Here is a 24,448-nt window from a genome sequence, read left to right as displayed (position 1 = left end):
CGTCTCCTACACGTCCAGCAGCGGCTTGTGCTTGATGTGCCGGGCGAAGACCTGCATGAACTGCGGATCGACCCTCGCGCCCCACACGGCCAGCGAGTGACCGACGATCCAGAGCACTACGCCAGGAATCCAGAGTTGCAGGCCCAGCCCGACGGCAGCGGCTAGCGTGCCGTTGGCAATCGCCACCGTGCGCGGTGCGCCGCCCATCAAGAGCGGCTCGGTCAGCGAGCGATGTAGCGGCACCTCGAAGCCGGCCGCGAAGCTATCCGGGCCACTCATACGACAGCCCCGCCGGAGAAGCTGAAGAACGACAGGAAGAACGAGGACGCGGCGAACGCGATGCTCAAACCGAACACGATCTGGATCAGCTTGCGAAAGCCGCCCGACGTGTCGCCGAAGGCGAGCGCGAGGCCCGTGGCGATGATGATGATGACCGCGACGATGCGTGCCACCGGCCCCTGAATCGACTCCAGAATGGATTGCAGCGGGCCTTCCCACGGCATCGAGGAGCCGGATGCCTTCGCCGTGCCCGCCGTCATCAGCATGACTGCGGCCAGCAGCAGGCCGTGGTGCGCGGGGCCGGCCAGCCGCCGCAGGCGTGCGATGGTTGAAACCGGATTTACGGAATTACGGAAAGCGTGAACGTGCATCTGCGTCATGGCAGTTCTCCAGGTAGGTCAAGGGACGAGGAAGGCGCAGCGGCATCGGCTGCGAGAGGAACCGGCATCAGCTCGGGAAACGGTGTTTCCAGCGCGTCCGCCAGGCGATAGCCGGTGCCGTCGAAACCGACGACACGGGCGATGCTTTCGACGCGGCGCTTGCGGCCACGCCCGGCGATGTGGATCACGACGTTGACCGCCTCGGCGATCAGCGCACGCGGTGGGTTCACCGCCACTTCAAGAATCAACTGTTCGAGGCGCAGCAGCGCGCCCAGCGCGGAACCGGCGTGGATGGTGGCGATGCCGCCGGGGTGGCCGGTGCCCCACACCTTAACCAAGTCCAGGGCTTCGCCGCCGCGTACCTCGCCGACGATCACGCGGTCGGGGCGCAGGCGCATCGTGGCCCGCACCAGCTCGGTCATAGACACGACGCCAGCGCGGGTGCGCAGCGGCACATGGTCGCGGGCTGCGCATTGCAGCTCGATGGTGTCTTCGAGCACAAGCACGCGGTCGCCCGTGGCGGCGATCTCCGCAAGCAAGGCATTGGCGAGTGTGGTTTTGCCGCTGCTCGTCGCCCCGGCGATCAGGATGTTCTGGCGCTCACGCACGGCGCGGCGCAGGAACTCGGCCTGGCCTGTGGTCAAGATGCCGTCGGCCACATAGCGATCCAGCCCGATGATGCTCACGGCGCGCTTGCGCAGCGCGAAGGCTGGGCCGGGCGCTGCGGGCGGCAAGATGCCCTCGAACCGCTCGCCGGTTTCGGGCAGCTCGGCGGTCAGCAGCGGCCGCCCGCGATGCACCTCTGCGCCGACGTGCGCAGCCACCAGCCGGATGATGCGTTCGCCATCGTCTTGGGACAGCTCCACGCCCAGCGGCATGCGGCCCGATGACAACCGATCCACCCATAGGGTGCGGTCGGGGTTGAGCATGATTTCCACCACGTCGGGGTCGGCCAGCGCAGCGGCGATGACTGGCCCCATTGCCGTGCGCAGCATCTGGATACGGCGATCCAGAGAGGTTGCGGCGGATGAGAGTTCGGGCGGGGTTTGCGGAATGGCGCTCATGAGGCACGCTCCTGCGCTTCAGCCAGTGCCTCCGCGTCATCCATTCGCGCCGGGTCTGGGTGCAGTTCTTCCACAACGTCGCGCACCAGGCTGCGGCCACGCAGCAGGTGGCGGCCGAGCCGCTCCACGAATTGCTCGAAACGCGCTTTGCCTTGGGCGCGAGCTGCGTCCTGATGGGCTTCGGGAATCGGGGTGCTGACGGTCAGGAAGTAGCGGATGAACAGCGCCAGTGTTTCGATCTGGATGTTCTGGTCGCGCTCCATGCGCTCGGCCTGCCGCGACAGGCGATCGAGCCGCTTGGCGATGGCCGCCTCGCGCTGGTCGCCAGCATCGGGCGATAGCCACGACGCGAGCGCCGCCGCGACAATGGACGACTTGGACACGCCTTTCTTGGCGGCCAGTTCTTCGAGACGCTTGGCGTGCTCGGGCTGAATGAACAGATTGAGGCGGTATTGGCTCATAAGTCGATTCCGTCGTTGGGGTCGAGGGAAGCCAGCCGGGCCGTGCGCTGCATGGCCGGGTCGAGCTGGCCGGGAAGCGGCAGCGGCAGGTCGTCGTCGTCATCGAGCAGAGTCAGGTCATGGCCGGCGAGCAGCGGTTCGGGGCTGTATTCGCTGACTTCGGATAGCTCCGGCTGTCGGCGTGGGCCGCCGTCATCGGCGGTGCCTGTGCCATCGCCGGACAGGCCCGCAGCCCGGACCGTTGACACGGCTGGGATCGATAGGCCGCTCCAGTCGTCGGGCCGGGCCGGTGGCGCGTCCGCGTATTGCCCGGCCGCGAGCACAGGCGGCGGTAAAACGCGGTTCTTGAAATTCGCGTCGGCGTAGTAGCGCAGCTTCTTGGCCTTGATCGGTGCCACGCTGGACACCATCACCACAGCTTCCTCAGTCGGAAGCTGCATCACTTCACCGGGCGTCAGTAGCGGGCGGGCCGTCTCCTGCCGCGACACCATGAGGTGCCCCAGCCACGGTGCCAATCTGTGCCCGGCATAGTTGCGCTGCGCGCGCAGTTCGGTAGCGGTGCCAAGCGTTTCGGAGATCCGTTTCGCAGTGCGTTCATCGTTGGTGGCGAACGTCACGCGGACATGGCAGTTATCCAGAATCGAATGGTTCTGGCCGTAGGCTTTGTCGATCTGGTTGAGCGATTGGGCGATAAGAAAACTGCGGATTCCGTAGCCCGCCATGAAGGCAAGCGCCGTCTCGAAGAAGTCCAGGCGGCCCAGCGCCGGGAACTCATCGAGCATCAGCAGCAGCTTGTGGCGGCGTTCGATGCCGTCGCTGCCGTCGAGCGATTCGGTGAGCCGTCGGCCGATCTGGTTGAGGATCAGGCGAATGAGCGGTTTCGTCCGCGAAATATCCGAAGGTGGCACTACCAGATAAAGCGACACCGGATGCTCGGACGCGATCAGGTCGGCGATACGCCAGTCGCAGCGCGAGGTGACTTCGGCCACCGTGGGGTCGCGGTAGAGGCCCAGGAACGACATGGCGGTGCTCAACACGCCGGAACGCTCGTTGTCCGACTTGTTGAGCACTTCGCGCGCCGCCGAAGCGACGACTGGATGCGGGCCACCACCTTCCACGTTCACGAGGTGCTGTGTGGTCATCATCCGGTGCAAGGTCAGCTCGAAGGGGCTGGCCGGATCGGAGAGGAAATTGGCGACGCCGCGCAGCGTCTTGTCCTCGCCCGCGTAGAGCACATGCAGGATGGCCCCGACCAGCAGCGCGTGCGAAGTCTTCTCCCAATGGTTGCGCTTCTCAAGCGCGCCTTCTGGATCGACCAGAATGTCGGCTATGTTCTGTACGTCACGCACTTCATGTGCGCCGCGCCGAACTTCTAGCAGCGGGTTGTAGGCCGCCGACTTCGCATCGGTCGGATTGAACAGCAGGCAGTGTGAGTAGCGTGAGCGCCAACCTGCGGTGATCTGCCAATTCTCGCCCTTGATGTCGTGGACTACGGCGGATGCAGGCCAAGAAAGCAGCGTCGGCACCACAAGGCCGACGCCTTTGCCTGAGCGCGTGGGCGCGAAAGTGAGGATGTGTTCCGGGCCTTCATGCCGAAGGTACTTGCCATCGTGCTGACCGAGGAACACGCCGATCGGCTGCGTAAGGCCGGCTTTGCGAATGTCCTCCGTACTTGCCCAGCGTGCCGAGCCATAGGTCGTGACTAGGCGTGATTGACGAGAGCGCCAGATCGACATGCAGACTGCGACCACCACCGCCAGCAAGCCACTGCCACCCGCTATGGCACCGCCCGTGTCGAAAACGCGTGGCGCGTAGGCATCGAAGAAGAACCACCACTCAAACAGCTTCCACGGGAGGTAGATCGGTGTGCCGAGGAAATCAAACCAGGGGGAGCCAAGGCGTACCTGATAGCCAAGGGCTGCTGCCGTCCATTGTGTGGCGCCCCACACACCCGCGATCACGATGCCGAATACCACGGCTATCTGACCGAACAGCACATTCGTACCTTGCATAGCCCCGCCTCCAATCTCTCCTACGCTGATTCCCTTGGGAAACGCGGCTTAGAAATGTGCCGCAGGCGTCAGGATCGGTGCTGGCTTAGTGCCGGTCAAAGACCGTTTGGGGCAGAAAGGTCGATAAGAAAGAATGAATTCGCGCTGTGTCTAGCCAGGGAGTGACTCCGTAAGCGCCGGCGAATATCAGCGTGCCGAACAGAAGATTCAGGCAGACTAGCGAATTGCTGAATTGCTGAATTGCTGAATTGCTGAATTGCTGAATTGCTGAATTGCTGAATTGCTGAATTTCAGAATTTGGGGGATTCTTTGGGCGGTGTGTATGGCGTTTTTCCGTCACCGTAGAACCGCTTACGTGTTGCCTCCGCTACCCGGTTGCAAAGCAGTTCGCCCAAAGTAGGCCGATCCGTCTTGCATTGCTGGCGCAACTTCTTGAGCTGTTCCGGGTCTGCCACCAGCTCTTCTACTGTCGGGGTTTTCTTTTCTGCACTAGTGGCTTTGTGCGGTTTATCAGATTGACCGCATGCGACTAGCATTGCAGCGACGAGCGTGATGGCGAGTCTCATGGCATCAATTCCTCCGGAAGATCGGGATTTCGGCTTTTTGTTGACCTGAGAAACTCTGGCAATTCGATGGCCTGTACTCGCTGAATGAAGCGCGCAAGCTCGTCAAACGGATCGCCTTCAAGTCTGAGTAGATAGGTCGTCAAAGGTGGTACGCGTGTCGAAAGCGGCCTCGCCACGACTCCTGGCTCTCGGGAGGCTGCAATGTGTGCAGCCCCTGTAAGTCCGAGTGCAAAACCGGCAGATACCAACGCCATCATCAGGTCGAAAGTGGTAACCCGCTCGGCAACTAGAGGCTGCATTTCAGCCCGGCTAAGTACTCGCTCAATGTGCTTGGCGTGGCCCTCGCACACTTGAGGATCAGATAGCACTAGCGGGTAGCGCAGCAGTTCATCCAATGGAATTCGCTTAAGAGCCAGCAACGGATGCCGAGCTGGCAGCGCCACCATAAGCGTGTCAGTCCACGCGGGAAGTGCGACGATTCCATCACCTACGTCGTCGGACTGTGCAAAGCCGACGTCATACAGGTCGTCGTGCAATCCTTTGATTTGTTGGGATAGTGGCACCTCAAAAAAGCGAATCTCAACCTCGGGCTCCTCCTCGCGACACAACGCCAATAGGGCTGGTAAGCACAGTAGTGTTGCGCCGTCTGACAAGGCGACGCGGAGTTGTCCATGAAAGCCATTTTTTGCTGCCTTCACGCAGTCCCGCGCCTGTTGCAAGGATGCGAACACCCGAGGTGCGTGCTCCATGAGCATCAACCCAGCTCGTGTCAAACGCGTGCTTCTCGTGTTCCGAATAAAGAGCTGTGCTCCTAACTCCTCTTCGAGTTCTTTGATCGTGCGAGACAGTGGGGACTGCTCAATATGCAGTTTCGCAGCGGCGCGAGCGAAGTGAAGTTCCTCGGCGAGCGCCATAAAACAACGTAGATGTCGAATTTCCATGCGTCCCCTACTAATCGTCGATCTATTCAGTATTTAAAACTCGCTGCCATGCTGCGTTCTTCCAACTCAAGGACTCAGGGTGAAGATTGCAGATTCACATGCTCTGGCGAACCAGAAAGCGCTTTAGCGAGAACACCCCATTGCACGGCTGCGTCGGCGCGAGCACGGACCAGAGCCGCTCGCTGGGACAAGGTGCCACGCTCCGCTTCTGCAACAACGGTCGCATCCACCTGTCCCGCCTCAAAGAGGCGTCGACTGCGGTCAAGGAGTCGATCAGCGACGACAAGACCATCGACCTGATGCTGCAGAGAAGTCCGCTGGGTCTGCCAGCCCAGATAAGCGTTCTCCACATCCTGAAGCGCAAGCAAAACCGTGCGTTCCAGGTCAGCCTGTGCGCCGCGACTGCGTGCTGAGCCCTCGTCGATTCCCGCTTGTATTGCTCCACCGTCAAAGATCGGAAGCGTCACACCCAAGCCCAGAGAGAAAATGTTCCCTGCCACACGTGTTCCGTTGTTCTCGAAGCGTTGGCGCCCACCACTCAAATCGAGCACAAGTTTGGGGAACCGCTCGCCTTCTGCTGCGTTCCATCGCGCCGTCGCCGCTGCAAGACGCGCCTGCGCGGCTCTGACGTCGGGGCGCTGCTGCAGCAATTCGCCTGGCACGCTTCTGGGAGTCCAATCGGGCATGGTGAGAGAGGCAAGCGCAGGACCGCTGCCAAGCGCCCCCGGAATCCGGCCAACGAGCACATCCAAGGCATGCGTTGCTTCGCCGCGTACGCGTCGCAACTGCTCTTGCTCCACCCGGAGGGCGATGACCTCGGAACGCGTGCGTTCAATGTCAAAGCCCGTAGCTTGACCTGCCTTGAACTTCTGCTCTGTCAGACGCTCAAGGCGCTCGGCGACTTGAAGTCGCTCTTTTGCCAGATCTTCCAGCTCTGCCGCCTGCCGCTGCTGCAGTGCAGCGGACACTGTCTCAAAGGCGATCTGCCAACGTGTCGCGAACCAGTTCTGTTCGACAGCAACTGCGTCCATCCGTGCGCCATCAGCGGCATGCGAGAGGCGGCCCGCTAGATCAACTTCCCATGAAGCCGACAGCGGAAGCCTGGCATCGCTGCTGATGGTCGGTGCCAAAGAAAAGTCGCGCGCGCGCGTTGCTTGGGGCGTGAGCGCCAAGCTAGGGAACATTGAAGCGCGTGTACGTCGGGTGATCGCCACAGCTTCATCAATCCGCGCTCTTGCAATAGCGAGATCGGTGTTGTGCTCCAGCGCGTTGCGCACCAGCGCGTCAATCAGCGGATCACCGTACGCCGTCCACCACTCGGCCGGGAGTGCTTGTGCTGGCACCTGCTGCACAGCCAGACCCGCTTCGTTCATGAATTTGGCCGGAACCTCAACGCGTGATGTCTCCACCCTGTGAGGCGAGTGGCTGCACGCGGCGAGAAGCGTGATCGATAGGAATGCAACAGCAGTAAGGCCGCGGCGGGCGTAGGGATCGGACATGTTGAGCCACTAGGTTGTGAATTGAGGAGGCCGTCTTGACGGGCATAGTTCATGGCGTGTACTATACCGTCCAGACGGTTCAAAAATCAAGCATCTTTGGAGTTTCACCATGGCAACTCGTATGAAATCAAGCCCAGAGGAGTCGCATTCGGCGGACAACGGCGCTGAAGCCCCCTCCATCTCTAAGAAAGCGCAACAAACACGGGAGCGCATCCTTCAAGCTGCGCGTGACGTAGTCATGGAGGGAGGTGCCGGGCACCTAACGCTTGACGCGGTCGCTGCACGGGCAGGAATGAGCAAAGGTGCGTTCCTGTACCACTTCAAGACCAAGCGCGATCTGCTCCTCACGATGATTGATGACCAGGTCTCGGCGTTTGATGGCGGGCAGGAAGAGCGAGAGCTGCCATTCGTCGGCGATCCAGACCCTTGGCTATCCAGCCAGGTCTCGGCTATGCCTGACGGCGGGATGCAAAAGATGAGCGCTGCATTGCTGGCGGCCGTGGCTGAAGACCCCACGCTGCTTGAGCCTGTGCGCGGCTGGTACCGCAGGCAGTACGAGAACGCGAGCAAATCTCCACGCGGCACCGATATCGCCGGAATCGTTCTATTTGCCTTGGACGGAGTCTTCCTCGCCGAAATGATGGGTTTTCCGACGTTTGCTGCCGAAGACCTTTCTCGACTCATGCACACCCTCCAGGCGCTCGCCCGCGGCGAACTGGAACTCACCCCTATTGATAAACGCTGATGAAAGGCCTTCCCGTGTCTTGCACTCCCTTTAAATCCCAGTCCTGGCAAATGCAGAAAGTCGGCCTCGCGTTTGTTCTGCTCGCATCGCTTGCCGGCTGTGGTAGTCAGAAGGAGCCTGCTTCCGATCCACCGCGAGCGGTCAAGCTGCTCACGGTGGGGGATGTAGGTTCTGTGGCCAATCGCATTGAATTGAGTGGTCTAGTTCGCTCCAGTGAGCGGAGTACCTTGGGGTTCGAGACTGGCGGGCGTATCAGCAAGCTTCATGTGGACGTGGGAGATCGCTTCTCTCGCGGACAGCTTCTGGCTGAGTTGGATGTTCAGCCTGAGCAACTCCGCCTGGAGCAGGCTCGGGCGGCACTCGCTGCAGCGGAAGCCGCATTGGCAGACAGAATCGTTCAAACAACGCAGCAACGGGGGCTGCTTGAGGGCAACGTGATATCCCCCGCGGCATTCGAGAGTGTGAAAGCACAGTTGGTTGCTGCTGAAGGCCAGGTACGCAATGCAAAGGCCACATTGGGCCTCGCCGAGCGTGCGAGACGGGGTACCGCCATTCATGCGCCATTTGACGGCGTCGTCGCGGAGAAGCTCGCTCTGCCTTTCACTGATATTGCAGCCGGAGCGCCCGTGCTTCAAGTGGATGGACTGCGCAGCGGCGTAGAAGTCCTTGCGACTGCATCGACGACCCAAGCAGTGCACATCAAAGTTGGGCAAGTCGCAGAACTGCGTCTGAGCGAGTCAGCAAGTCCCGTTCGTGCTTCGGTACAACGCATTGGCTTGCGTGCAGAAAATGGCTCACTTTTGCCTGTCGTGCTAGTTCCTCAAGATGCCACTCAGGCGCGCAGTCTTCGACCCGGGTCAGCCGTTCAAGTATTGCTGAAGGCGCCGGAAGCGAAGGATGCCTCACCAGACCGCCTGATGCTTCCCTATTCGGCACTGGTGCTCAGTGAGAAAGCAGGACAAGCCGCAGTGTTTGTGTATGACGTGACGGGGAAGAAGGTGCACCGCAGGGAAGTGCAGTTCCAGAGCGAGCCAGGCGGCGACAACGTTCGCGTCGTGGGTGGCCTGAAGCGGGGCGAGATGGTGGTCGCGGCTGGCGCGGGCTGGCTGACGAACGGACAACAAGTCACTCCACTCAAAGCCACGACTCAATTGGCCGGACGCTGACCCGCTACAGGAAGACTTCGCTATGAAGATCACAGAAATGGCGCTGCGCGCCAGCAGACTCACCTACCTTGCCGCGGTCATCATTCTTGTTGCCGGCATTGCCACGTTTCTCAATTTCCCTTCGCAGGAAGAGCCATCGGTCACGATTCGAGATGCGGTTGTTGCCGTTCTGAACCCTGGCATGCCAGCCGAACGTGTTGAGCAGTTGATCGCGCGTCCGATCGAGGAGCGTTTGCGGGAGCTGGCCGAGGTCAAGCGTGTAACCACAACCGTTCGCGCGGGCGGGGCCGTCATACAGGTCACGATCTGGGAGCGGTACACCGACCTAGCCCCCATATGGCAGCGCGTTCGCGCGAAGGTTGCCGATGCTCAGCCTCTGCTTCCACGGGGTACGTTGGGGCCATTTGTCAACGACGACTTCGGCCGTGTTGCCGTGGCGTCCATTGCTGTGACTGCTCCAGGCTACTCCATGAGCGAGATGCGGGTTTCGCTGAAAGAGATGCGCGACCGCCTGTACGCGCTTCCTGGCGTTGATCGCATCAGCTTCTATGGTCTGCAGGAAGAGCGCGTCTATCTTGAATTTGACCGGCCCAAGCTAGCCCAGCTTGGATTGACCCCTCAAGGGGTGATCGATCAACTCGTTAAACAAAACGTCGTTCTTTCAGGCGGGCAAATCGCCATCGGCGGCATCAACGCTTCGCTGGCCGTTAGTGGAGAGGTTCGCGACGCCGCTTCGCTGCGCGCGTTGCCGATCATGATGGCGCAAGCTCAGGGTGCGCGCGGTGCTTCGCCTGCTCCTTCAATCTCACTGGGAGAGCTTGCGCGCGTGCAGGTACAACCTGCAGATCCTCCCGAGTCTGCTGCAGTCTATAAGGGCCAGCCTGCCGTAGTGATGGCAGTGTCCATGACCTCGGGCCAGAACGTGGAGCAATTCGGCGTAGCCCTCAAATCCCGTGTGGCCGAGCTTGAGAAACTTCTGCCCGCAGGTTTCGAGCTCTCCTATGTGACATTCCAGGCAGACGTCGTCAAACGTGAAATGGGCAAGATGAACCAGGTGATGATCGAAACGATTGTCATCGTGCTCGGCGTCGTCGTCCTTTTCCTGGGATGGCGCACAGGATTCATCGTCGGGATGATCGTGCCGCTTACCATTCTGGGGGCACTGATCGTGATGCGCGCGCTGAACATCGAGCTGCAAAGTGTTTCGATGGCAGCCATCATCATCGCTTTGGGGCTCTTGGTAGACAACGGCATCGTGATTGCCGAAGACATTGAACGGCGCTTGGCAGCCGGTGAAGACCGCAAACAGGCTTGTCTCGAAGCGGGTCGTACCCTCGCACTGCCGCTGCTGACGTCCTCATTGGTTATCGTCATCGCCTTCTCCCCGTTCTTCTTCGGCCAGAGTGCGACGAGTGAGTATCTGCGCTCTCTCGTCATTGTCCTCGCGCTCACGTTACTCGGATCTTGGCTGTTGTGTCTGACCGTCACACCTCTGCTGTGCTACCACTTCGCCAAAGTGCACCATCAGCCAGCAGACGACGCGCAGACCTACAACACACGCTTCTATCGCGGCTATCGCAAGGTGCTTGAGTGGGTACTCGGCCACAAGGCGATCTACGTCGGTGTGATGACGGGTGCATTGGCCGTAGCTCTGTACGGATTTACGACACTGCCATACGACTTCTTGCCGAAGTCCGACCGTGTGCAATTCCAGATACCTGTTCAACTCGCACCAGGAACGGATTCACGCCTCACGCTTGCGAAAGTGAAGGAGGTCAGTGGCTGGCTCGGCGATCAAGAAATCAACCCCGAAATTACGGATCACATTGGCTACGTGGCTGACGGTGGACCGCGCTTCATCCTCGGATTGAATCCACCGTTGCCAGCATCGAACATTGCGTACTTCGTCGTGACGGTCAAGACAGGCACCAACATTGATGCGGTGATTGCCCGGACGCGGGCTTATTTCGCCCAGCATCATGGAGAGGTACGCGCAGAGCCTCAGCGGTTCTCGTTAGGTACTACCGAAGCTGGCACAGCCGTCTACCGGGTCAGCGGGCCGGATCATGAGGTGCTCATGAATGCAGCGGCAAAGATCGAGTCCGCACTTCGGGATTTGCCTGGAACTGCCAACATCAAGAACAACTGGGACACTCGTGTCGGCCGTCTCGATGTTCGGGTCGATCAAGACCGTGCGCGACGTGCTGGCGTTACCACCGACGACATCGCCGCCTGGCTTGGCACCCGTTACATCGGCCAGTCGATCTCGGTGATCCGCGATGGTGATACCAGCGTGCCAATCGTGATGCGTGGGACGTCCAGTGATCGGCGCAGTACTGCAGACGTAGGTGCGACGACCATCTATCCTGCGTCGGGTGGACAACCCGTTTCTCTTGCTCAAGTGGCCGATGTCACGCTGTCCAGCGAGCCGTCCGTTATTCAACGCCGCAATCTCATTCCCACGGTTACGGTTCAGGGGCAGAACACGGCATACACCGCGCAAGAGATCGTGGATCATCTCGCACCTAGGATCGCTGCAATCGAACTACCTGCAGGCTATGCCATAGAGCTTGGTGGAGAAATTGAAGAATCAGCTGAATCGAATGCTTCGCTTTCGCACTACATGCCGTTTGCTCTTCTGGCGATGCTGCTGCTGTTCATCTGGCAGTTCAACTCGTTCCGCAAGCTGATCGTCATCCTAGCAACCATTCCGTTCACGTTGATTGGTGTCGTGATTGCATTGAAGGCGACAGGGACGCCTTTCAGCTTCATGGCGACCTTTGGTGTGCTCGCGCTTTTTGGAATCATCGTCAACAACGCTGTTCTGCTGCTCGAACGCATTGAACAGGGCCTCGCGGAAGGGCTCGCGCGGCATGAGGCCCTGGTGGGGGCGGCGATGCAGCGGCTGCGTCCGATCGTGATGACGAAGGTGACCTGTATCGCCGGTCTGGTGCCACTGATGTTGTTTGCAGGTCCGCTGTGGAAGGGCATGGCCATCGCCATGATTGGTGGCTTAGCGCTTGGCACTCTCGTGACGCTGGGATTGATCCCGCTGCTCTACGAAGTGCTGTTTGGGATGAAGTGGCCCGGCAGAAAGCAGCGTCAAGAAGCGACGCGACATCCGACGCAGCCGATTTAAACCATCTGATCAACGTGTTAGGCCCCGTCATGTCCCGTAGCTGGGGCAACGCAGGGGGCTGATTCAGCGTTATTGGAAAGACTCTAGGAATAAAACTAACTGTCGCCAACCTGCCGATTTTGTCGATGGTTGGATGGCTAAGTTTTTCTGAATAGATTTGGAGAAATACATGAACCCGCTGATGTGGAATCCATGGCTAGTGCTTCTGCTTGCTGGACTTTTCGAAATAGGTTGGCCACTCGGCCTCAAGCTGGGTGCAATCAATGTGGCGATGCGCTACGTGGGGCCGGCCATTGCGGTTGCCTGTATGGCAGCCAGTGGATTTTTCCTATGGCTATCACTCAAGCATATTCCCATGGGAACAGCCTATGCGGTCTGGACCGGCATCGGTTCACTAGGTGCATTTCTTGTGGGTGTGTATGTGTTCGGTGACACGGCTTCCTTGATACGTTGGGCCGGCATTGCGCTTGTTGTCTCCGGAATTGTCTGTTTGAAAATGGGATAAGCGAAACTTTCTATGAATACCTCTATTTCACCGGCCCGGCTCCTTCTGGTGCTAAGCCTTGCTGCGACCTTGTCTGGCTGTGCATCAAACGGAATGACGAGATCTGCGTTTCTTGGTAATTACGATGCATTGGAAAAAACGAAGTACGAGAACGTTTTACTCTTTAAAGCGCCTGGCTTTGAGCCCCGTCATTACCGGGAAATAGTAGTCGAGGGTGCTCAGATAGTGACGGGAACTGGACGCATTGATGGTCTTGACTCGGAGCAAGTGCGTGAGCTTCTCGATCATGTCAACAGTGAACTGCGACACCTCCAAACCAAGTCCGAAGCTCCCTCCTCGTCAGGCCGCATACGTGTGCGTGTGGCAATTACGGCCATTGAGACGCCCAATAGAGCAGTCAACACCCTAACGACGTTGCTTGTTGGGCCAGTGACAACCGGCGGAGCCAGTTTGGAGTTCGAGGCAGTAGATGAACAAACAGGTCGTCGAGTTGCTGCTGCTAGCTGCTTCGGGCACGGCAACGCTCTCGCTGATTTCAAAGGGTCCTATACACTGCTCGGACATGCAAAGTCTGCAATCTCCACCTGCCTTGAACAGATCAATAGCGCTTGGAGAAGTGCTGACTCGTGAATAGCATTTATTCCATACCTGCGCGCGCCACAAGCAAAGTGCGAGAAACCCCATTAAGAGGGTTGGTGGGGTGCCTTTCTTGGATCGCCAGCATCATTCTGAATTCGCTCGGTTCCACCGCAAAATTGCCGTGGCCTTTCGTTCTTTTCTATTCGAGAGGTTGCGCGATGCTATTTGCGGGGGTAAAGCGACTGGAGGCGTGTAGATCCACGCGGTTGGGTTTGGCCTGCGCGATGGCGATGGTAGTTCTGACAGGGTGCTCCACCTACCGTCCTTGGATCAACCCACCACTTTCCGAGGCCACCTTAGTGGCTTCCGCCGAGGGCGACCAACGCATCCGGCCGCCAGAGGTCAACCAACCGGTCGTTGTCGCGGTAACACTGTCAGGTGGAGGCGCGCGGGCGGCGGCCTTTGGCCTGGGCGTGCTGCGCGAACTCAAGGCCACACGCTTCGCTCTAGAGGGCCAGGAGACAACTCTGCTGGACCAGGTGTCTTTGGTCAGCGGCGTGTCGGGGGGCAGCATCCTTGCCGCGCATTTCGCGGCATTCGGCGATGCCACGCTGACTCGTTTCGAACCGGATTTTCTGCTTGTACCCTTTGAGGCGCGACTCGTACGTGAAGCTCTCTGGCCTGCGCGTCTCTATCGACTAACTTCACCTTGGTTTGGACGCAGCCAGATCTTGGCTCAACGCCTGGACGAACTTTTCGAAGGTCGCACCTTTGGTGACGTGCGTCGACGACCGGGCGCGCCCGATCTGATGATCACGGCAACCGACCTCACTACCGGTGCCCCTTTCGATTTCACTACCGAGCAGTTCCGGCTAATCTGTTCCGACCTCGATGCAACGCCGCTGTCTTTCGCGGTGGCGGCCTCGTCGGCAGTGCCGCTGCTGCTGTCGCCCGTAACGGTACGAAACAACGCGAATACTTGTCCGCCGCCTCTTCGATCTTTGCCTATCCGTGGGCAAGATTTCAGATCACGCATCCTGCAAAGCAGCATAGACAGCTACCGCAATGCGCAGGATCGGCCCTTTATCCACCTCGTAGACGGTGGTGTCTCCGACAACCTCGGCGTACGTCTGATGCTAGACCGGCTAGTAGCCTCGGGCTCAATGAGCGCCAACTTCTCGGACGTCAAGCCCGGAAGCCTGCGCCGACTCGTGTTGGTGACTGTGAACTCCGAACGCGGCCTGAGCGAGCGCGTGGACAGTAGCGACCGAGTCCCCAGTACGACGCAAGTACTTGAGTCGCTGATCTTCGGTGCAGGCGCTCGCGAGACCCAGGTGACGCTGGCCATGCTTAACGACGACCTGCAACACTGGCGTTCCGAGATTGTCCGCACCCGTGGCCAAGCGGACAGCCCCTTTGCGGCCGACGCAGAAATCTACGTAGTAAGCGTAAGTCTGAACGACGTGCCGGACGACAAGATCCGGCATTCGCTGCTGCGCGTGCCCACAGCCTTCACGATCGAGGCTACGGATGTCTTGGACCTGCAAACTGCGGGAGGCGAAGCACTGAGGCAATCCAAGGAGTTTATGGCATTGATTGAATCTCTAAGAAGAATCACAGCAGCCAAGCAGACTGCGCCTGGTACTCAGCTTCCCTTGATATCTAACTGATACCGATACTGGGCTTTCGTCCAAGTTCCCAAGAGGCACTTCCGCCGATAACCTTTGCGGCAAGCTGTTGTCCCAGTCGCGGCTCAATTACCGGCCGCCACGGCACAAGGCTGAACCCCATGCCGTCATCGAGCATCGCGTAGCGCCCGCTGGCGAGCATAATGGAACGCCGGTAGATACCGGCTACGCGCTGCCCGTCGGCCACCGGGCGATGCTCTAGGCCGGTTTCCGCCGCAATGTCCTTGGCGGCTTGTGCCAGTTCCCGACTGCGCAGCGTGCCCAGCAGATTCCGGGCAAGGATCACGCGCTGCCCGCGCCGCTCGGCTAGCCCTTGTTCGGCCAGGAAGTTGGCGCGCTGCTGCATAGCCTGCTTGGCGTCGCCGCCAAAGCCCAGTTCGCCCAGCCCACGACCGCCGCCGATCAATTGTTGGTCGAGCCAAGTCGCGCCGATCACGCGCACCTGCCGCTCGATGGGCAGATGCGTTTTCAGCTCCACGGACACACCGCCCAGCCGTTGCGCGTCGTACTGACGGCCACGCTCGGCCATGTCGTCCGGCACCTTCCATAGCCCTTCGGCCACGCGCTCCACGACGCCGGCCCGGCGCAGGGCTTCCAGCCGCCGGACGTGGGCGGCGACAACTTCCTGCGGGTCGCGTCCGGGTACTGCCCGGCCTTGCTCGATCGCCAGGTGATGATCGGCGCGGTACAGGCCATCGCTCGCCAGCGCGGCGATGTTCTTGTCGGCGGCGCGCACGTCGGCCGAACCCTTCACTTCCACCACCGCGCCCGTGGGGTAGTTCGCCAGCTCGTCGCGGGCGTTCAGCGTGACGTAGTGGGCCTTGCCATCCGTGCCGTCGATGACCAGATAGCCCCGGTCGTGCAGCTCGTCGGCCAAGCCCTTGGCGGCCACGCGGCCGAGGATGGTTCGGCCGTCGTCGCCTGGCTCGAACACCGCCAGCTCGCGCGGCTCGCCGCGCATGGCGCGCTGCATGGTGCGGATGATGTCGCCGCGCTCGCCCAGTGCACGCAACGTCTTCTCCGCGTCTGTATGGACGGCCCAGGTGCCGGGCTGCACCTCGTCGGCCAGGCCCAGGCGCTGCAAGCGTTGCAGCCGGCCGATCAGCAGCAGGCGCTGGCGTTGTAAGTCCGGCTCATTGAAGCGTTCGATTCGCACCCTGCTATCCTCGCCGGCCTCGCGTTGCAGCGTGCGATCGAGGCTCGTCCATCGCTCCTGTTCGACCTCGCGCCCCAAGGTCTGGTGGATCTCCAGTTCGGTGCGCGGCCCCAGCCATTCGGTCGCCAGTTCGGCGGCCCGATGGCGAAAGCCGTGTGCGATGTAGTCGCCCGCGATGATGAGGTCTTTGCCGGTGTCGTCGCGCCCGCGCACGATCAAGTGGGTATGCGGGTTGTCGGTGTTCCAGTGATCGACCGCGACCCAATCCAGCCGTGTGCCCAGGTCGGCTTCCATGCGGTTCACCAGATGGCGGGTGTAGGTGCGCAGGTCGTCCAGCTCCACGCCGTCTTCGGGGGACACGATGAAGCGGAAATGGTGGCGGTCATCGGCGCAGCGTTCCTTGAAGGCGTCCAGGTCGGCTTCGTCGGACTGCGGTCCGTAGGCCTGGCCAGGTTCGCCATCGCGGCCCGCGCCGTCGCGCTCGACGTACCGCAGGTGTTTGGCGAGCGACTGCGGGCTGGCCCGCTGGTGATTGACCAGCAAGGTCTTGATGGTCACGCGCCGCGACATGGGCGTTAGCTTCGCCCCGGCGAAGCGCGCTGCCGTGTGGCCGCGCCCGAGCCGAGAGCCGGGGCGCTGGCCGGTGCCTGCGGCCCCAGGACGGCGCACCGCCGACTTGCCGCTGCTGGCTTTGCCAGCCTGCTTGAGCACCTTGGAAACGAAGCTCTGCCCCTGGCCCTTGCCCCGGTTCTTCGGGGCGCTGGGGCGCACCCGGAAATCGTCGTCGCGGCGGTCGGTCATCGCCATTCTCCCGGCAAGCTCAGGCGTGTCCTGTCGTGCGAAGCACGCGGGCATGCCTGCATTGGCGCGACCCTCGCACCGAACGCGGCACGGCGGCAAAGCCGCTCCGTGCTGTGTTCCCCCCATGTGCAGACAGGCTTTCGACGCGGCCCAGTGCCGCGTCCTTTTGTCTTGCCTTCCGCCTTTGCCCTTCGCTGTCGCTCCAGGCACCGGCGGCCCGGCGGCGCTGCTGCGTGAGCAGCCAGCGCGCCGGCGAACGCGCCAATGGCCGCAGGCCGGGCGCGTTCGAGGCAAGACGCCTGCACGTTGGACGGCTGCGCCGGATGCTGCGCGACGTGCGGTGCGAATGCACCAGCACGGCAACCGCGACGACACGGCAGCAGCAGCGAGAACGACATGCCCGATGGCACGCCGGAGCGTAGCGAATCGGCGGCCATCATGGGCGTATCTCCAGCCACACCGGATGCGCAATGCCGATCACGGCGGATGCGCTGACCGGGCCGAAGTAACGGCTGTCGAACGATGCTGGATTGGTCACGCTCAACAGGAACAGCTCGCCCGGTTCGAGGCGGCGGCAAAGTTGCAGGGACGGCAGCGCCCGGCCCAGCCGGTCGGCAGGCAGCACGGCGGCGGAAGGCACGCCGTCGATGCGTACCTGACCGGCGACGATGCAGACGTGTTGCGGCGCGACCGCGCCCACACGTTTGAGCAGCGGAACGCGCGTCGGCAGATAGCCGCGCTGCGCAGCGAGCGCGGCGGCCGTGGCCGAAAGCGGCACCAGCACGATGTTGTCCACGGACAACGGGCGTGGCAATGAGGCGGTGCGCGGGTCGAACGGGTCAATGCGATACCAACCGACCGCCACGCTGTCGGACGGGTTGTAGGTCAGACGCGGCAGCGGCGACACGAAAGCCGCCCAGGTCAGCGCAGCGAAGCCGATGGCGGCCAGTGTCGCCAGCACGATGCGAGCGCGCAGGCGTGAGCGAGGACGCGGTGGTACGGCGGGCGCGTTGGCCGTGGTGGTCGGGGCCGTCATGGCAGCACCTTCCCGGCCAGCCAGGCGGTATGCCGCTCGGCGTTGTATTCGGGCAGCGCAAGGCGAGCCGCAAGACGGTTGCCCAGCGTGCACCAGTACGCGGGCGACACGTCGATGGCGGCGATGCCCAGCGCCTCGATGCCGTCGATACGTTCCAGCACGGCGCGCACGTTGGCATCGCCTTCGGCGTGCAGCAGCAAGCGTGCACCCGGCTGCACGCCGGGGATGCGCTGCGCCGCGTCCAGCGGTGTGCAAGCCTGCATCACCATGAGTTGCCAGCGGATCGTGCCGTAGTCGTTGGCCTGCCAGCGGATGCGGCAGAACATCGCGCTCGGCAGGAACACCGCGCAGCGCCGCCAGTCGTCCAGGCGCAGCGTGCGTGCGGGTTCGCCGAAGCGCAGGTAGAGCTTGAAGCGGTGTTCGAGATAGGCCAACGAAACGCGCGTCAGCGGCACGTTGCCGGCCTGTCCGGCGAGTGCTACGGGATGCAGCGGCAGCGCAGCCGGTGCCGCGTTCGCGGCAGGCAAAGCGGATGCGGTCATGGTGTGTTCTCCGGTGGAAACTCCCGCTCCAGCAGACCGCGCAGCAGGTCGGCCACGGTCACGCCTCGCGTGAAGGCCAACACCTTGATGCGCGCCCGCATGGCGGGCGTGATGTCGAGGGTCAGGCGCGCGGTGTAGAGGTCGCCTTTGCCCAGCGCGTCGGCATCGCCCTGACGAATCCACGCCTCGGCGTGCGGATTCGCGGGCGGACGCGCGCCGATGCCGACGCGCTTGCCCGTGCGTTTGCTGTTGGGTGGCTGCTGCGCTGTCATGTCGGCCACCGCAGCAGTTCGTCCACCAGGGCGGTGATCTCGCGGGCGGCGGCACTGTCGGGCGCTGTCTCGCGTGCGAGCCGGCCAGCGGCCACGCTGTCGGCGAACACGATGCGCTGATGCACTTCCGAACGCAGCGCGGGCAGCGGCTGTTCAGCCAGCGATTGCCGCGCTTCGCGCCCGATCACTGTGGTGCTGACGCGCCGGTTGATGACGAAGGCCGCGCGCAGCGCAGGCCGGAACACCTGCGCCTCGCGGATCAGCGCCACCATCTCGGCACTGGCCCACAGATCGTAGGGGCTGGGCTGCACCGGGATCAGCACGCGCTCGGCCGCCAGCAGCGCGGAGCGCGCCAGGGCGGCGATGCGCGGCGGGCCGTCGATGATGACGTGATCGGCCCGCCTGGCGAGTTCTGGCGCTTCCTGATGCAGCGTTTCGCGGGCTAGGCCCACGGCGCTGAACAGCCGTGGCAAGCCTTGCTGACTTCTGCGCTGTGTCCAGTCCAGAGATGAACCCTGCGGGTCGGCATCGAGCAGGACGACATGCTGGCCGTGTAGCGCCAGCTCGCCGGCGATGTGTGTGGCAAGCGTGGTCTTGCCGACGCCGCCTTTCTGGTTGAGCAGCGCGACGATCATGGCGTGGCCCTCCAGACTGGAAAGCCAAGCTTTGCCTGCCGTGCAAAACGCTGTTCGCCGTGCCGTTTCTCGGTTGTCCACCGAAACGGCGCGCTTCTACTAAAAGTTATGTATTTCTTGTTAGGGAAGTTAGAGGGGCCGCAAACCCGCGCCGTTATTGGCTTTCCGGCGTTTTCGTACTCCTGATAGCACGATAGGCGTACTCCCGATAGCACGATACCCGGTACTCCTGATAGCACGAGGCCGTCCACACCTTTTCCACGAGTTATCCCCGTGCCGTGTGCAGCACGGGCCGGAAGGTCAGCAGTTCTTGTCCGTCGTCCGGCATTCGCTCGATGCCCAGGACGTAGCCGGGCAGCGACTGCCGCGCCACCAGGACGCGCAGGTCGTAAGCGAAGTCGGAGAAGCGCGCAGCGCTGCCCGACTTGCGGTGCAGGTGCCGGAAGTCGAATTGCCAGCCGCCCGGCTGCTTGCCGCCGTGCTTGCGCACCAGGCGGTACAGCCAGCGCTCGATCCCGCCCTTCAAGCGGAAATAGGCTGGGTCGATGGTCAGCACCAAGGCGGCATCGAGCACGCCCGCATAGAACCAGTCCGGCAGGATCAGTTCGATGCCCAGCGGCACGCCGCTGGCATCGGCCAGTTCCTTCCACTCGTTGATCCACGAGAAGCGATGCAATCGCCTTCCCGTGGTTTCGCGGATGGACGTGGCCACCGTGGTCGATTGCAGCCGGTCGAGCGCGGCTTTCAGGCGCAGGTAGTCGTTGAGAGACGTGCCGCGCCCGATGAAGCGCAGGATCTCGTAGGGAGTGGCGCGTATCCAGCGCGACGGGCGCAAGCCCGCGTCGCGCGCCTCCACGATCTGCGAGGCGGCCCAAATCAGCAGGTCGGCATCCCATATCGTTGCGATGCCGTGCTCCTGCGTACCCTCCACGCGGATGGTGATGCCGCCGGCGCGGAAGTCGATCGGCGCGGTACGCCGCGACTTCGCCAGCGAGAAGAACGGAAAGGCCATCAAGTCCTGGCTGTCGCGGGGTGCCATGTCGCCCGGCAGCGCGCGGAACAGGTCGAGCTGTTCGCGCTGCAAGGCTTGCCCTGGCGGGCTGGACATGGCGACGGCCACCCACGCGCCAGCGATCAGCGGCCATCACGGTAATCGCCCGCGTGGCGTTCGGCATATTCCGGGTCGGAAGTCGCCTCGTAGCTGCGCTGGTCGGCCCAGGCATCGAGGTCGGACACCGCGTACATGACGCGGCGGCCGAACTTGCGGAACTTCGGGCCGCCGCCGATCACGCGCTGTTTCTCCAGCGTGCGTGGCGACAGGCGCAGGTACTCGGCGGCTTCGTCGTTGGTCAGGTAGCGTTGGGGCTGCGCAGGCGCAGCGACAGCAGCGGCGGCAGGCCGCAAGGGAGCGGGTCGCATGGGATGTACCTCCATCAAGCCCGGCCACACCACGCGGCCGGTTAGAGGCACTTTCAAGAAAGCGAGGCTGCTTGCTAAGGGACGATCTACGGGGGACGCGAAACGTCCCCCCCTACTGCAACGGCGGCGGAAGCTGTGCCAGGCGGCGATAGCCGCCACGCATCAGCGCATCGCCACGACGTACCAGCCGCCGCACGCGGGCACGTAAGGCGCTGTCCTTGTGCCAGTCGGCGGCGACAGCATCGGCGCCGAACAGCCCTTCGGCCACTTCGCGCAATGACGCGCCCGCCAGGGTCGCGTCGAGCGTCTGCAAGGTGTGCAGTTCCAGCACCGCGGCCGTCGTGGGCCTGGAACGGGCCGCCGCCGCAGGCGTGGCAACCGTGGCCACGGCCAATGCGTCCAGCTCGGACGCGAGCGTGCGATAGCGCGCGCAGGGCGTGGCGCAGGCGCGGGTGGCGTAGAGGTAGGCCATGCCGTCTTCCAGGCCCGGCGCGAGCGCGAGCCGCAGGCAGCAGCCGGGCCAATGCGACACCAGCACCAGGCGCTTGCCGTCGTGGATCAGTTGCTTGCGGCCAGGGACGCGCCAGAACTCGAAGGCATGGGCTTCGGGTGGCGGGTCATCGTCCGGGTAAACCTGCACGACGGCATCGTGATCGGGAAACCAGGCCGGATGCGCGTCGCGCGCATCCAGGGCTGGGTCTTCCAGCAGGCGCAGGCCCCACGCCTGCGCCGTGTCCGGCCGGCGGCGGCGGCGCAGCCAGTCGCGGCGGTAGTCGGGATTTCGGCGCAGGTATTCCCACGCCAGCGCAGGGCCGTCAAGGTGCAGAACGTAGAGATAGGCCGCTGTCGGATACCAGTGTTCGGCGCTGCGATCAGTCATGGCGAAACCTCCCTCTGTTTGGGATGCGTCGCCACGATTTCCGCGATGCGGGAACTATCGAAATGCCATCAGGTCGTCATCAAAATTGGTTAGGCTGTAACTGTCGGTGTCAAGACCATTTGGCTCTGCGTGTTGCGGAAATCGTCTGAATGCGACGGCTACGCCTTCAGGAAAATGACGCGCAGCACCGAACACCGTGCCGCAGCCCGCGCCCAAGATCAGGACTGTTTTCAACAGGATCGCACCACTTCGGTGCAAGAATGCGGATTCAGACCTGCACGGTCTTGATCAAGATTGAAATAGTCACGATGCGCCCCGGCTGGCTAGGCCGCGCTGGTTTTCATCAGTCCGTGATCGCGCCGTTCTCCTGCGCCAGCCGGACGTACTCCGATAACGGGCGCACCGCCTGGAAATACCGATCCCGCCGCACCGGCAGCTTGCGCGGCCCGACGATGCCCGCCAGGTCGGACAGCTTGACCATCCCGAGCTCAGGCATACCGATACCGAGGTCGATCAGGCCGTAGGCCGTGTCGCCATCCGCCGGGTCGAGCGACACCAGCAGCCAGGTCACATGCGCGTCCGGGGTGAACAAGCGCACCACGGGCAGCGGGTCGAGCCGCTGACCAGCGGCGAGCGCCGCGCCGTGGGCCAGCAGCCGGGCGCGTTCATCAGCGGTGACAAGCGGCAGGGTCATGGGCAGCTTCTCCACGAAACCGACGATGCGCGAATGCGCTTTGGTGCCGAAGCGCAGAACTGCCGAAACGCATCCGTGCATTCGTGTGGAAGCACCGATGTGCAAGCCATCGCATCCGTAGAAGAACAGAAGCGCCGAAGCGGAATTGTCGGAAGCCGGAAAGACACGGATGCGATTCCCCGGTTCTGTCGGAATCCGCATCTGCGGATTTCCGTAAAAGCACGAAAGCGGGCCTTTCAGCCATGAATGAACACTATAGATTGTAGCCCTATAGGGCGCAATGGGCTGTCATCTTGGTTTTTATGGGGAAACCAAGTTAGTGACAGCGAAACACTCATTGGCAACGGCAATACGGACAGTCAGGAAGGCGCGAGGCTTGAGCCAGGAAGCGTTCTCCGACGTGTCCAGCCGCACCTATATGAGTACGCTGGAGCGCGACTTGAAAAGTCCGACCCTGCACAAGCTGACCGAGCTGTGCGAGGTCATGGAAGTGCATCCGCTGACGCTGTTGACGCTGGCCTACGCCGGCGACGACACGCACAAGGCCGACGAACTGCTGGCGCGGGTGCGCCAGGAGTTCGAGGCCGTGCTGAAAGAGCGCGACGCGCCCTAGCGCGTCTGAATGCCCGCAAGCGGAGCGCGCAGCGCCGCCAGGCGCGAAGGCGTGAGGGATTGAAGCCGAATGGACATGACGCCATTGGCGGCATGGGGCGCAGCCCGAAAGCCCGGCGGCGCTTCCAGCGCCGACACGCCATCTTGTGCCTGCGGCTGCCAAGGGTTGCGAACCCTCCAGTCAGCACCCATGCGATACCGGCCCTGGTGGACGTACCCAGCGCGGAGCGACTGCCGAAACCCTATGCGTGCGGTGATGCGATGAGCAGCACAGTGCCCCGCCGCAATGGGCGGGGCGCTGTGGGCGGCCGTCAGGCCGCCTTGGGCTTGTTGCGCGACCAGATCAGGTCGTGCGTGCCGTTCTCGCCTTCGATCAGGCGGGCATAAACGGTGGCTGGGAACGAAGGATCGTCCAGGGTCACGGACACATAGGGCCGTCCGGCCTCGCTGGTCTTCTTCCACGCCGCGCCGATGTCATGACTTGCCGCTTGCAGGCGGTAGTCGGGGGCGTTCTCGTTGTCGCCCTTGTCGTTGGGAACCAGCTTGACTTTGACGTTGAGCGTCAGGGTGCGGAGCGTGCCGGTGAAGCCGTCTTTCTCTGCGGTGAAGGTGCCGATGTTTGCCATGATGATTTCTCCTTTCGGGTTGAACAAGGTCGCGCCAGTGCGTCCTTGTTGTGATCCGTCCGGCGGGGATGGGCTGGCCGCACCGCTTGCGGTCGGAACGAAGTGGAGAACCTGGAAGCAAAAATAATTTGTCCCGCGAGGAATGCGCGCAGCGCAGGGGAAATTATTTTTGCTGGAAGGTTGCGGCCATGAAGCCCAAGGCGCAGCCGCGCCACCGCCAGGATTCACAACAAGACAAGGACGTACAGGCCGACCGCTCCCGAATGGAGACATGGCCGACTCGGCATCCCCGCGTGACGGCTTCACCGGCTTGCGCCCTGACGCGGGCCAGGTCAATGCCCCGACGACAAGGCCGGAGCGCCCCTGCCGCAGCTCGCGGCACATGCTTGAGGCGTGGCGTGGAGGCTCCATCGGGCGAGGCCGGGCGGTGTGTCGGTGAACCGTCCTTCGTGACATACAGGCAACGAACCGCCAGCGTCGAGGACGGCACGCTTTCGCACAACCTGCCGCAGCAAGCCGGGGCGTAGCCCCACAAGCCCCGCCCATTGCGGCGGGGCGCAGTCCAAACACCGGCGGCGGGGTGCGCCGCCGCACTTGTGGGCTTCGTGGTTTCTCGCGCACAAGGCCGCTTGTGCGCGGCCCCTTCGCCGCCCGCCCGAAGGCGGCGAAGGGGCGTTTTGGTTTTGGGCCTTGAAACCGGGCGCGGCCACCGCCGCGCCCGGATTTTTGACCACCAGCCCCAGGGCGGAAC

At 62.5% G+C, this 24,448-nt stretch carries 25 protein-coding genes; 7 read left to right on the top strand and 18 right to left on the bottom strand.

Annotated features, from left to right (window positions below; translation table 11 throughout):
* Nucleotides 1-6: 6 nt before the first annotated feature.
* The 8 genes from CU081_RS17710 to CU081_RS17675 form a co-directional block, all read right to left on the bottom strand.
* Entirely contained in the window at nucleotides 7-279 is a 273-nt protein-coding gene (locus CU081_RS17710; protein WP_004883097.1) for a VirB3 family type IV secretion system protein, read from the bottom strand.
* On the bottom strand, nucleotides 276-650 hold the full coding sequence (locus CU081_RS17705) for a TrbC/VirB2 family protein (RefSeq protein ID WP_425267603.1): 375 nt from the start codon (nucleotides 648-650) through the stop codon (nucleotides 276-278). The genes CU081_RS17710 and CU081_RS17705 overlap by 4 nt, the downstream gene beginning before the upstream one ends.
* Before the next feature lie 5 nt (nucleotides 651-655).
* Nucleotides 656-1,723: a P-type conjugative transfer ATPase TrbB gene (trbB, locus tag CU081_RS17700; protein ID WP_004883088.1), complete on the bottom strand. Its 1,068-nt coding sequence runs from the start codon at nucleotides 1,721-1,723 to the stop codon at nucleotides 656-658.
* Nucleotides 1,720-2,184, bottom strand: a complete 465-nt coding sequence (locus CU081_RS17695) for a ribbon-helix-helix protein, CopG family (protein WP_004883086.1) — start codon at nucleotides 2,182-2,184, stop codon at nucleotides 1,720-1,722. The genes trbB and CU081_RS17695 overlap by 4 nt, the downstream gene beginning before the upstream one ends.
* Nucleotides 2,181-4,196 (bottom strand): conjugal transfer protein TraG, encoded by a 2,016-nt coding sequence (locus CU081_RS17690; protein WP_004883083.1) that lies wholly within the window; start codon nucleotides 4,194-4,196, stop codon nucleotides 2,181-2,183. The genes CU081_RS17695 and CU081_RS17690 overlap by 4 nt, the downstream gene beginning before the upstream one ends.
* Before the next feature lie 290 nt (nucleotides 4,197-4,486).
* A complete protein-coding gene (locus CU081_RS17685) occupies nucleotides 4,487-4,762 on the bottom strand; it encodes an EexN family lipoprotein (protein ID WP_004883082.1) in 276 nt (91 codons plus the stop codon).
* Nucleotides 4,759-5,703, bottom strand: coding sequence for a LysR family transcriptional regulator (locus tag CU081_RS17680; RefSeq protein ID WP_004883081.1), 945 nt, complete (start codon nucleotides 5,701-5,703; stop codon nucleotides 4,759-4,761). Before CU081_RS17680 ends, CU081_RS17685 begins: the two co-directional genes overlap by 4 nt.
* 74 nt (nucleotides 5,704-5,777) lie before the next feature.
* On the bottom strand, nucleotides 5,778-7,202 hold the full coding sequence (locus CU081_RS17675; protein WP_028699135.1) for an efflux transporter outer membrane subunit: 1,425 nt from the start codon (nucleotides 7,200-7,202) through the stop codon (nucleotides 5,778-5,780).
* Between the two features lie 109 nt (nucleotides 7,203-7,311).
* Here CU081_RS17675 and CU081_RS17670 point away from each other — a divergent pair, with 109 nt between their 5' ends.
* The 6 genes from CU081_RS17670 (at nucleotide 7,312) to CU081_RS17645 (ending at nucleotide 15,006) form a co-directional block, all read left to right on the top strand.
* A complete protein-coding gene (locus CU081_RS17670; RefSeq protein ID WP_100185510.1) occupies nucleotides 7,312-7,947 on the top strand; it encodes a TetR/AcrR family transcriptional regulator in 636 nt (211 codons plus the stop codon).
* The gene (locus tag CU081_RS17665) at nucleotides 7,947-9,113 is read left to right on the top strand and encodes an efflux RND transporter periplasmic adaptor subunit (protein WP_100185509.1); all 1,167 of its coding nucleotides are present in this window, start codon (nucleotides 7,947-7,949) and stop codon (nucleotides 9,111-9,113) included. The genes CU081_RS17670 and CU081_RS17665 overlap by 1 nt, the downstream gene beginning before the upstream one ends.
* Before the next feature lie 22 nt (nucleotides 9,114-9,135).
* Nucleotides 9,136-12,252, top strand: a complete 3,117-nt coding sequence (locus CU081_RS17660) for an efflux RND transporter permease subunit (protein WP_100185508.1) — start codon at nucleotides 9,136-9,138, stop codon at nucleotides 12,250-12,252.
* Between the two features lie 169 nt (nucleotides 12,253-12,421).
* On the top strand, nucleotides 12,422-12,757 hold the full coding sequence (locus CU081_RS17655; protein WP_080750184.1) for a DMT family transporter: 336 nt from the start codon (nucleotides 12,422-12,424) through the stop codon (nucleotides 12,755-12,757).
* Nucleotides 12,758-12,769: 12 nt separating this feature from the next.
* Complete coding sequence (locus CU081_RS17650; protein WP_100185507.1) at nucleotides 12,770-13,387, top strand: DUF3313 family protein; 618 nt, start codon at nucleotides 12,770-12,772, stop codon at nucleotides 13,385-13,387.
* 233 nt (nucleotides 13,388-13,620) lie between these two features.
* Nucleotides 13,621-15,006 carry a patatin-like phospholipase family protein gene (locus CU081_RS17645; RefSeq protein WP_198432265.1) on the top strand — a complete coding sequence of 462 codons (1,386 nt, stop codon included), beginning with the start codon at nucleotides 13,621-13,623 and terminating at the stop codon, nucleotides 15,004-15,006.
* Here the strand turns inward: CU081_RS17645 and CU081_RS17640 are convergent.
* The 9 genes from CU081_RS17640 to CU081_RS26895 form a co-directional block, all read right to left on the bottom strand.
* On the bottom strand, nucleotides 14,999-16,981 hold the full coding sequence (locus CU081_RS17640) for a relaxase/mobilization nuclease domain-containing protein (RefSeq protein ID WP_100185527.1): 1,983 nt from the start codon (nucleotides 16,979-16,981) through the stop codon (nucleotides 14,999-15,001). The two genes, CU081_RS17645 and CU081_RS17640, sit on opposite strands and share 8 nt — an antisense overlap.
* A 436-nt stretch (nucleotides 16,982-17,417) precedes the next feature.
* On the bottom strand, nucleotides 17,418-18,017 hold the full coding sequence (locus CU081_RS17630) for a S26 family signal peptidase (RefSeq protein WP_100185505.1): 600 nt from the start codon (nucleotides 18,015-18,017) through the stop codon (nucleotides 17,418-17,420).
* A complete protein-coding gene (locus CU081_RS17625) occupies nucleotides 18,014-18,559 on the bottom strand; it encodes a DUF2840 domain-containing protein (protein ID WP_100185504.1) in 546 nt (181 codons plus the stop codon). Before CU081_RS17625 ends, CU081_RS17630 begins: the two co-directional genes overlap by 4 nt.
* Nucleotides 18,556-18,831: a chromosome partitioning protein ParB gene (locus CU081_RS17620; protein WP_100185503.1), complete on the bottom strand. Its 276-nt coding sequence runs from the start codon at nucleotides 18,829-18,831 to the stop codon at nucleotides 18,556-18,558. Before CU081_RS17620 ends, CU081_RS17625 begins: the two co-directional genes overlap by 4 nt.
* Nucleotides 18,828-19,466, bottom strand: coding sequence for a ParA family partition ATPase (parA, locus tag CU081_RS17615; protein WP_100185502.1), 639 nt, complete (start codon nucleotides 19,464-19,466; stop codon nucleotides 18,828-18,830). The genes CU081_RS17620 and parA overlap by 4 nt, the downstream gene beginning before the upstream one ends.
* A gap of 265 nt (nucleotides 19,467-19,731) precedes the next feature.
* Nucleotides 19,732-20,550, bottom strand: a complete 819-nt coding sequence (locus tag CU081_RS17605) for a replication initiator protein A (RefSeq protein WP_425267602.1) — start codon at nucleotides 20,548-20,550, stop codon at nucleotides 19,732-19,734.
* A gap of 50 nt (nucleotides 20,551-20,600) precedes the next feature.
* Nucleotides 20,601-20,885: a helix-turn-helix transcriptional regulator gene (locus tag CU081_RS17600; RefSeq protein ID WP_004883058.1), complete on the bottom strand. Its 285-nt coding sequence runs from the start codon at nucleotides 20,883-20,885 to the stop codon at nucleotides 20,601-20,603.
* A gap of 112 nt (nucleotides 20,886-20,997) precedes the next feature.
* The gene (locus CU081_RS17595) at nucleotides 20,998-21,765 is read right to left on the bottom strand and encodes a DUF2285 domain-containing protein (RefSeq protein ID WP_004883055.1); all 768 of its coding nucleotides are present in this window, start codon (nucleotides 21,763-21,765) and stop codon (nucleotides 20,998-21,000) included.
* Nucleotides 21,766-22,108: 343 nt separating this feature from the next.
* A complete protein-coding gene (locus tag CU081_RS26895) occupies nucleotides 22,109-22,660 on the bottom strand; it encodes a DUF2958 domain-containing protein (protein ID WP_004883053.1) in 552 nt (183 codons plus the stop codon).
* A 175-nt stretch (nucleotides 22,661-22,835) separates the two neighbouring features.
* Here CU081_RS26895 and CU081_RS17585 point away from each other — a divergent pair, with 175 nt between their 5' ends.
* Complete coding sequence (locus CU081_RS17585) at nucleotides 22,836-23,072, top strand: XRE family transcriptional regulator (protein ID WP_028699140.1); 237 nt, start codon at nucleotides 22,836-22,838, stop codon at nucleotides 23,070-23,072.
* A gap of 310 nt (nucleotides 23,073-23,382) precedes the next feature.
* On the opposite strand, the gene CU081_RS17575 is transcribed toward CU081_RS17585, so the two are convergent.
* A complete protein-coding gene (locus CU081_RS17575) occupies nucleotides 23,383-23,697 on the bottom strand; it encodes a DUF736 domain-containing protein (protein WP_014703526.1) in 315 nt (104 codons plus the stop codon).
* Nucleotides 23,698-24,448: the final 751 nt, after the last annotated feature.

Source organism: Enterobacter sp. CRENT-193 (assembly GCF_002787395.1).
In the GTDB taxonomy this organism is placed as follows: Bacteria; Pseudomonadota; Gammaproteobacteria; order Enterobacterales; family Enterobacteriaceae; genus Enterobacter; species Enterobacter hormaechei_C.
Note: the sequence above shows the minus strand (reverse complement) of the source record. Positions and strands in the feature narration are given on the sequence as shown.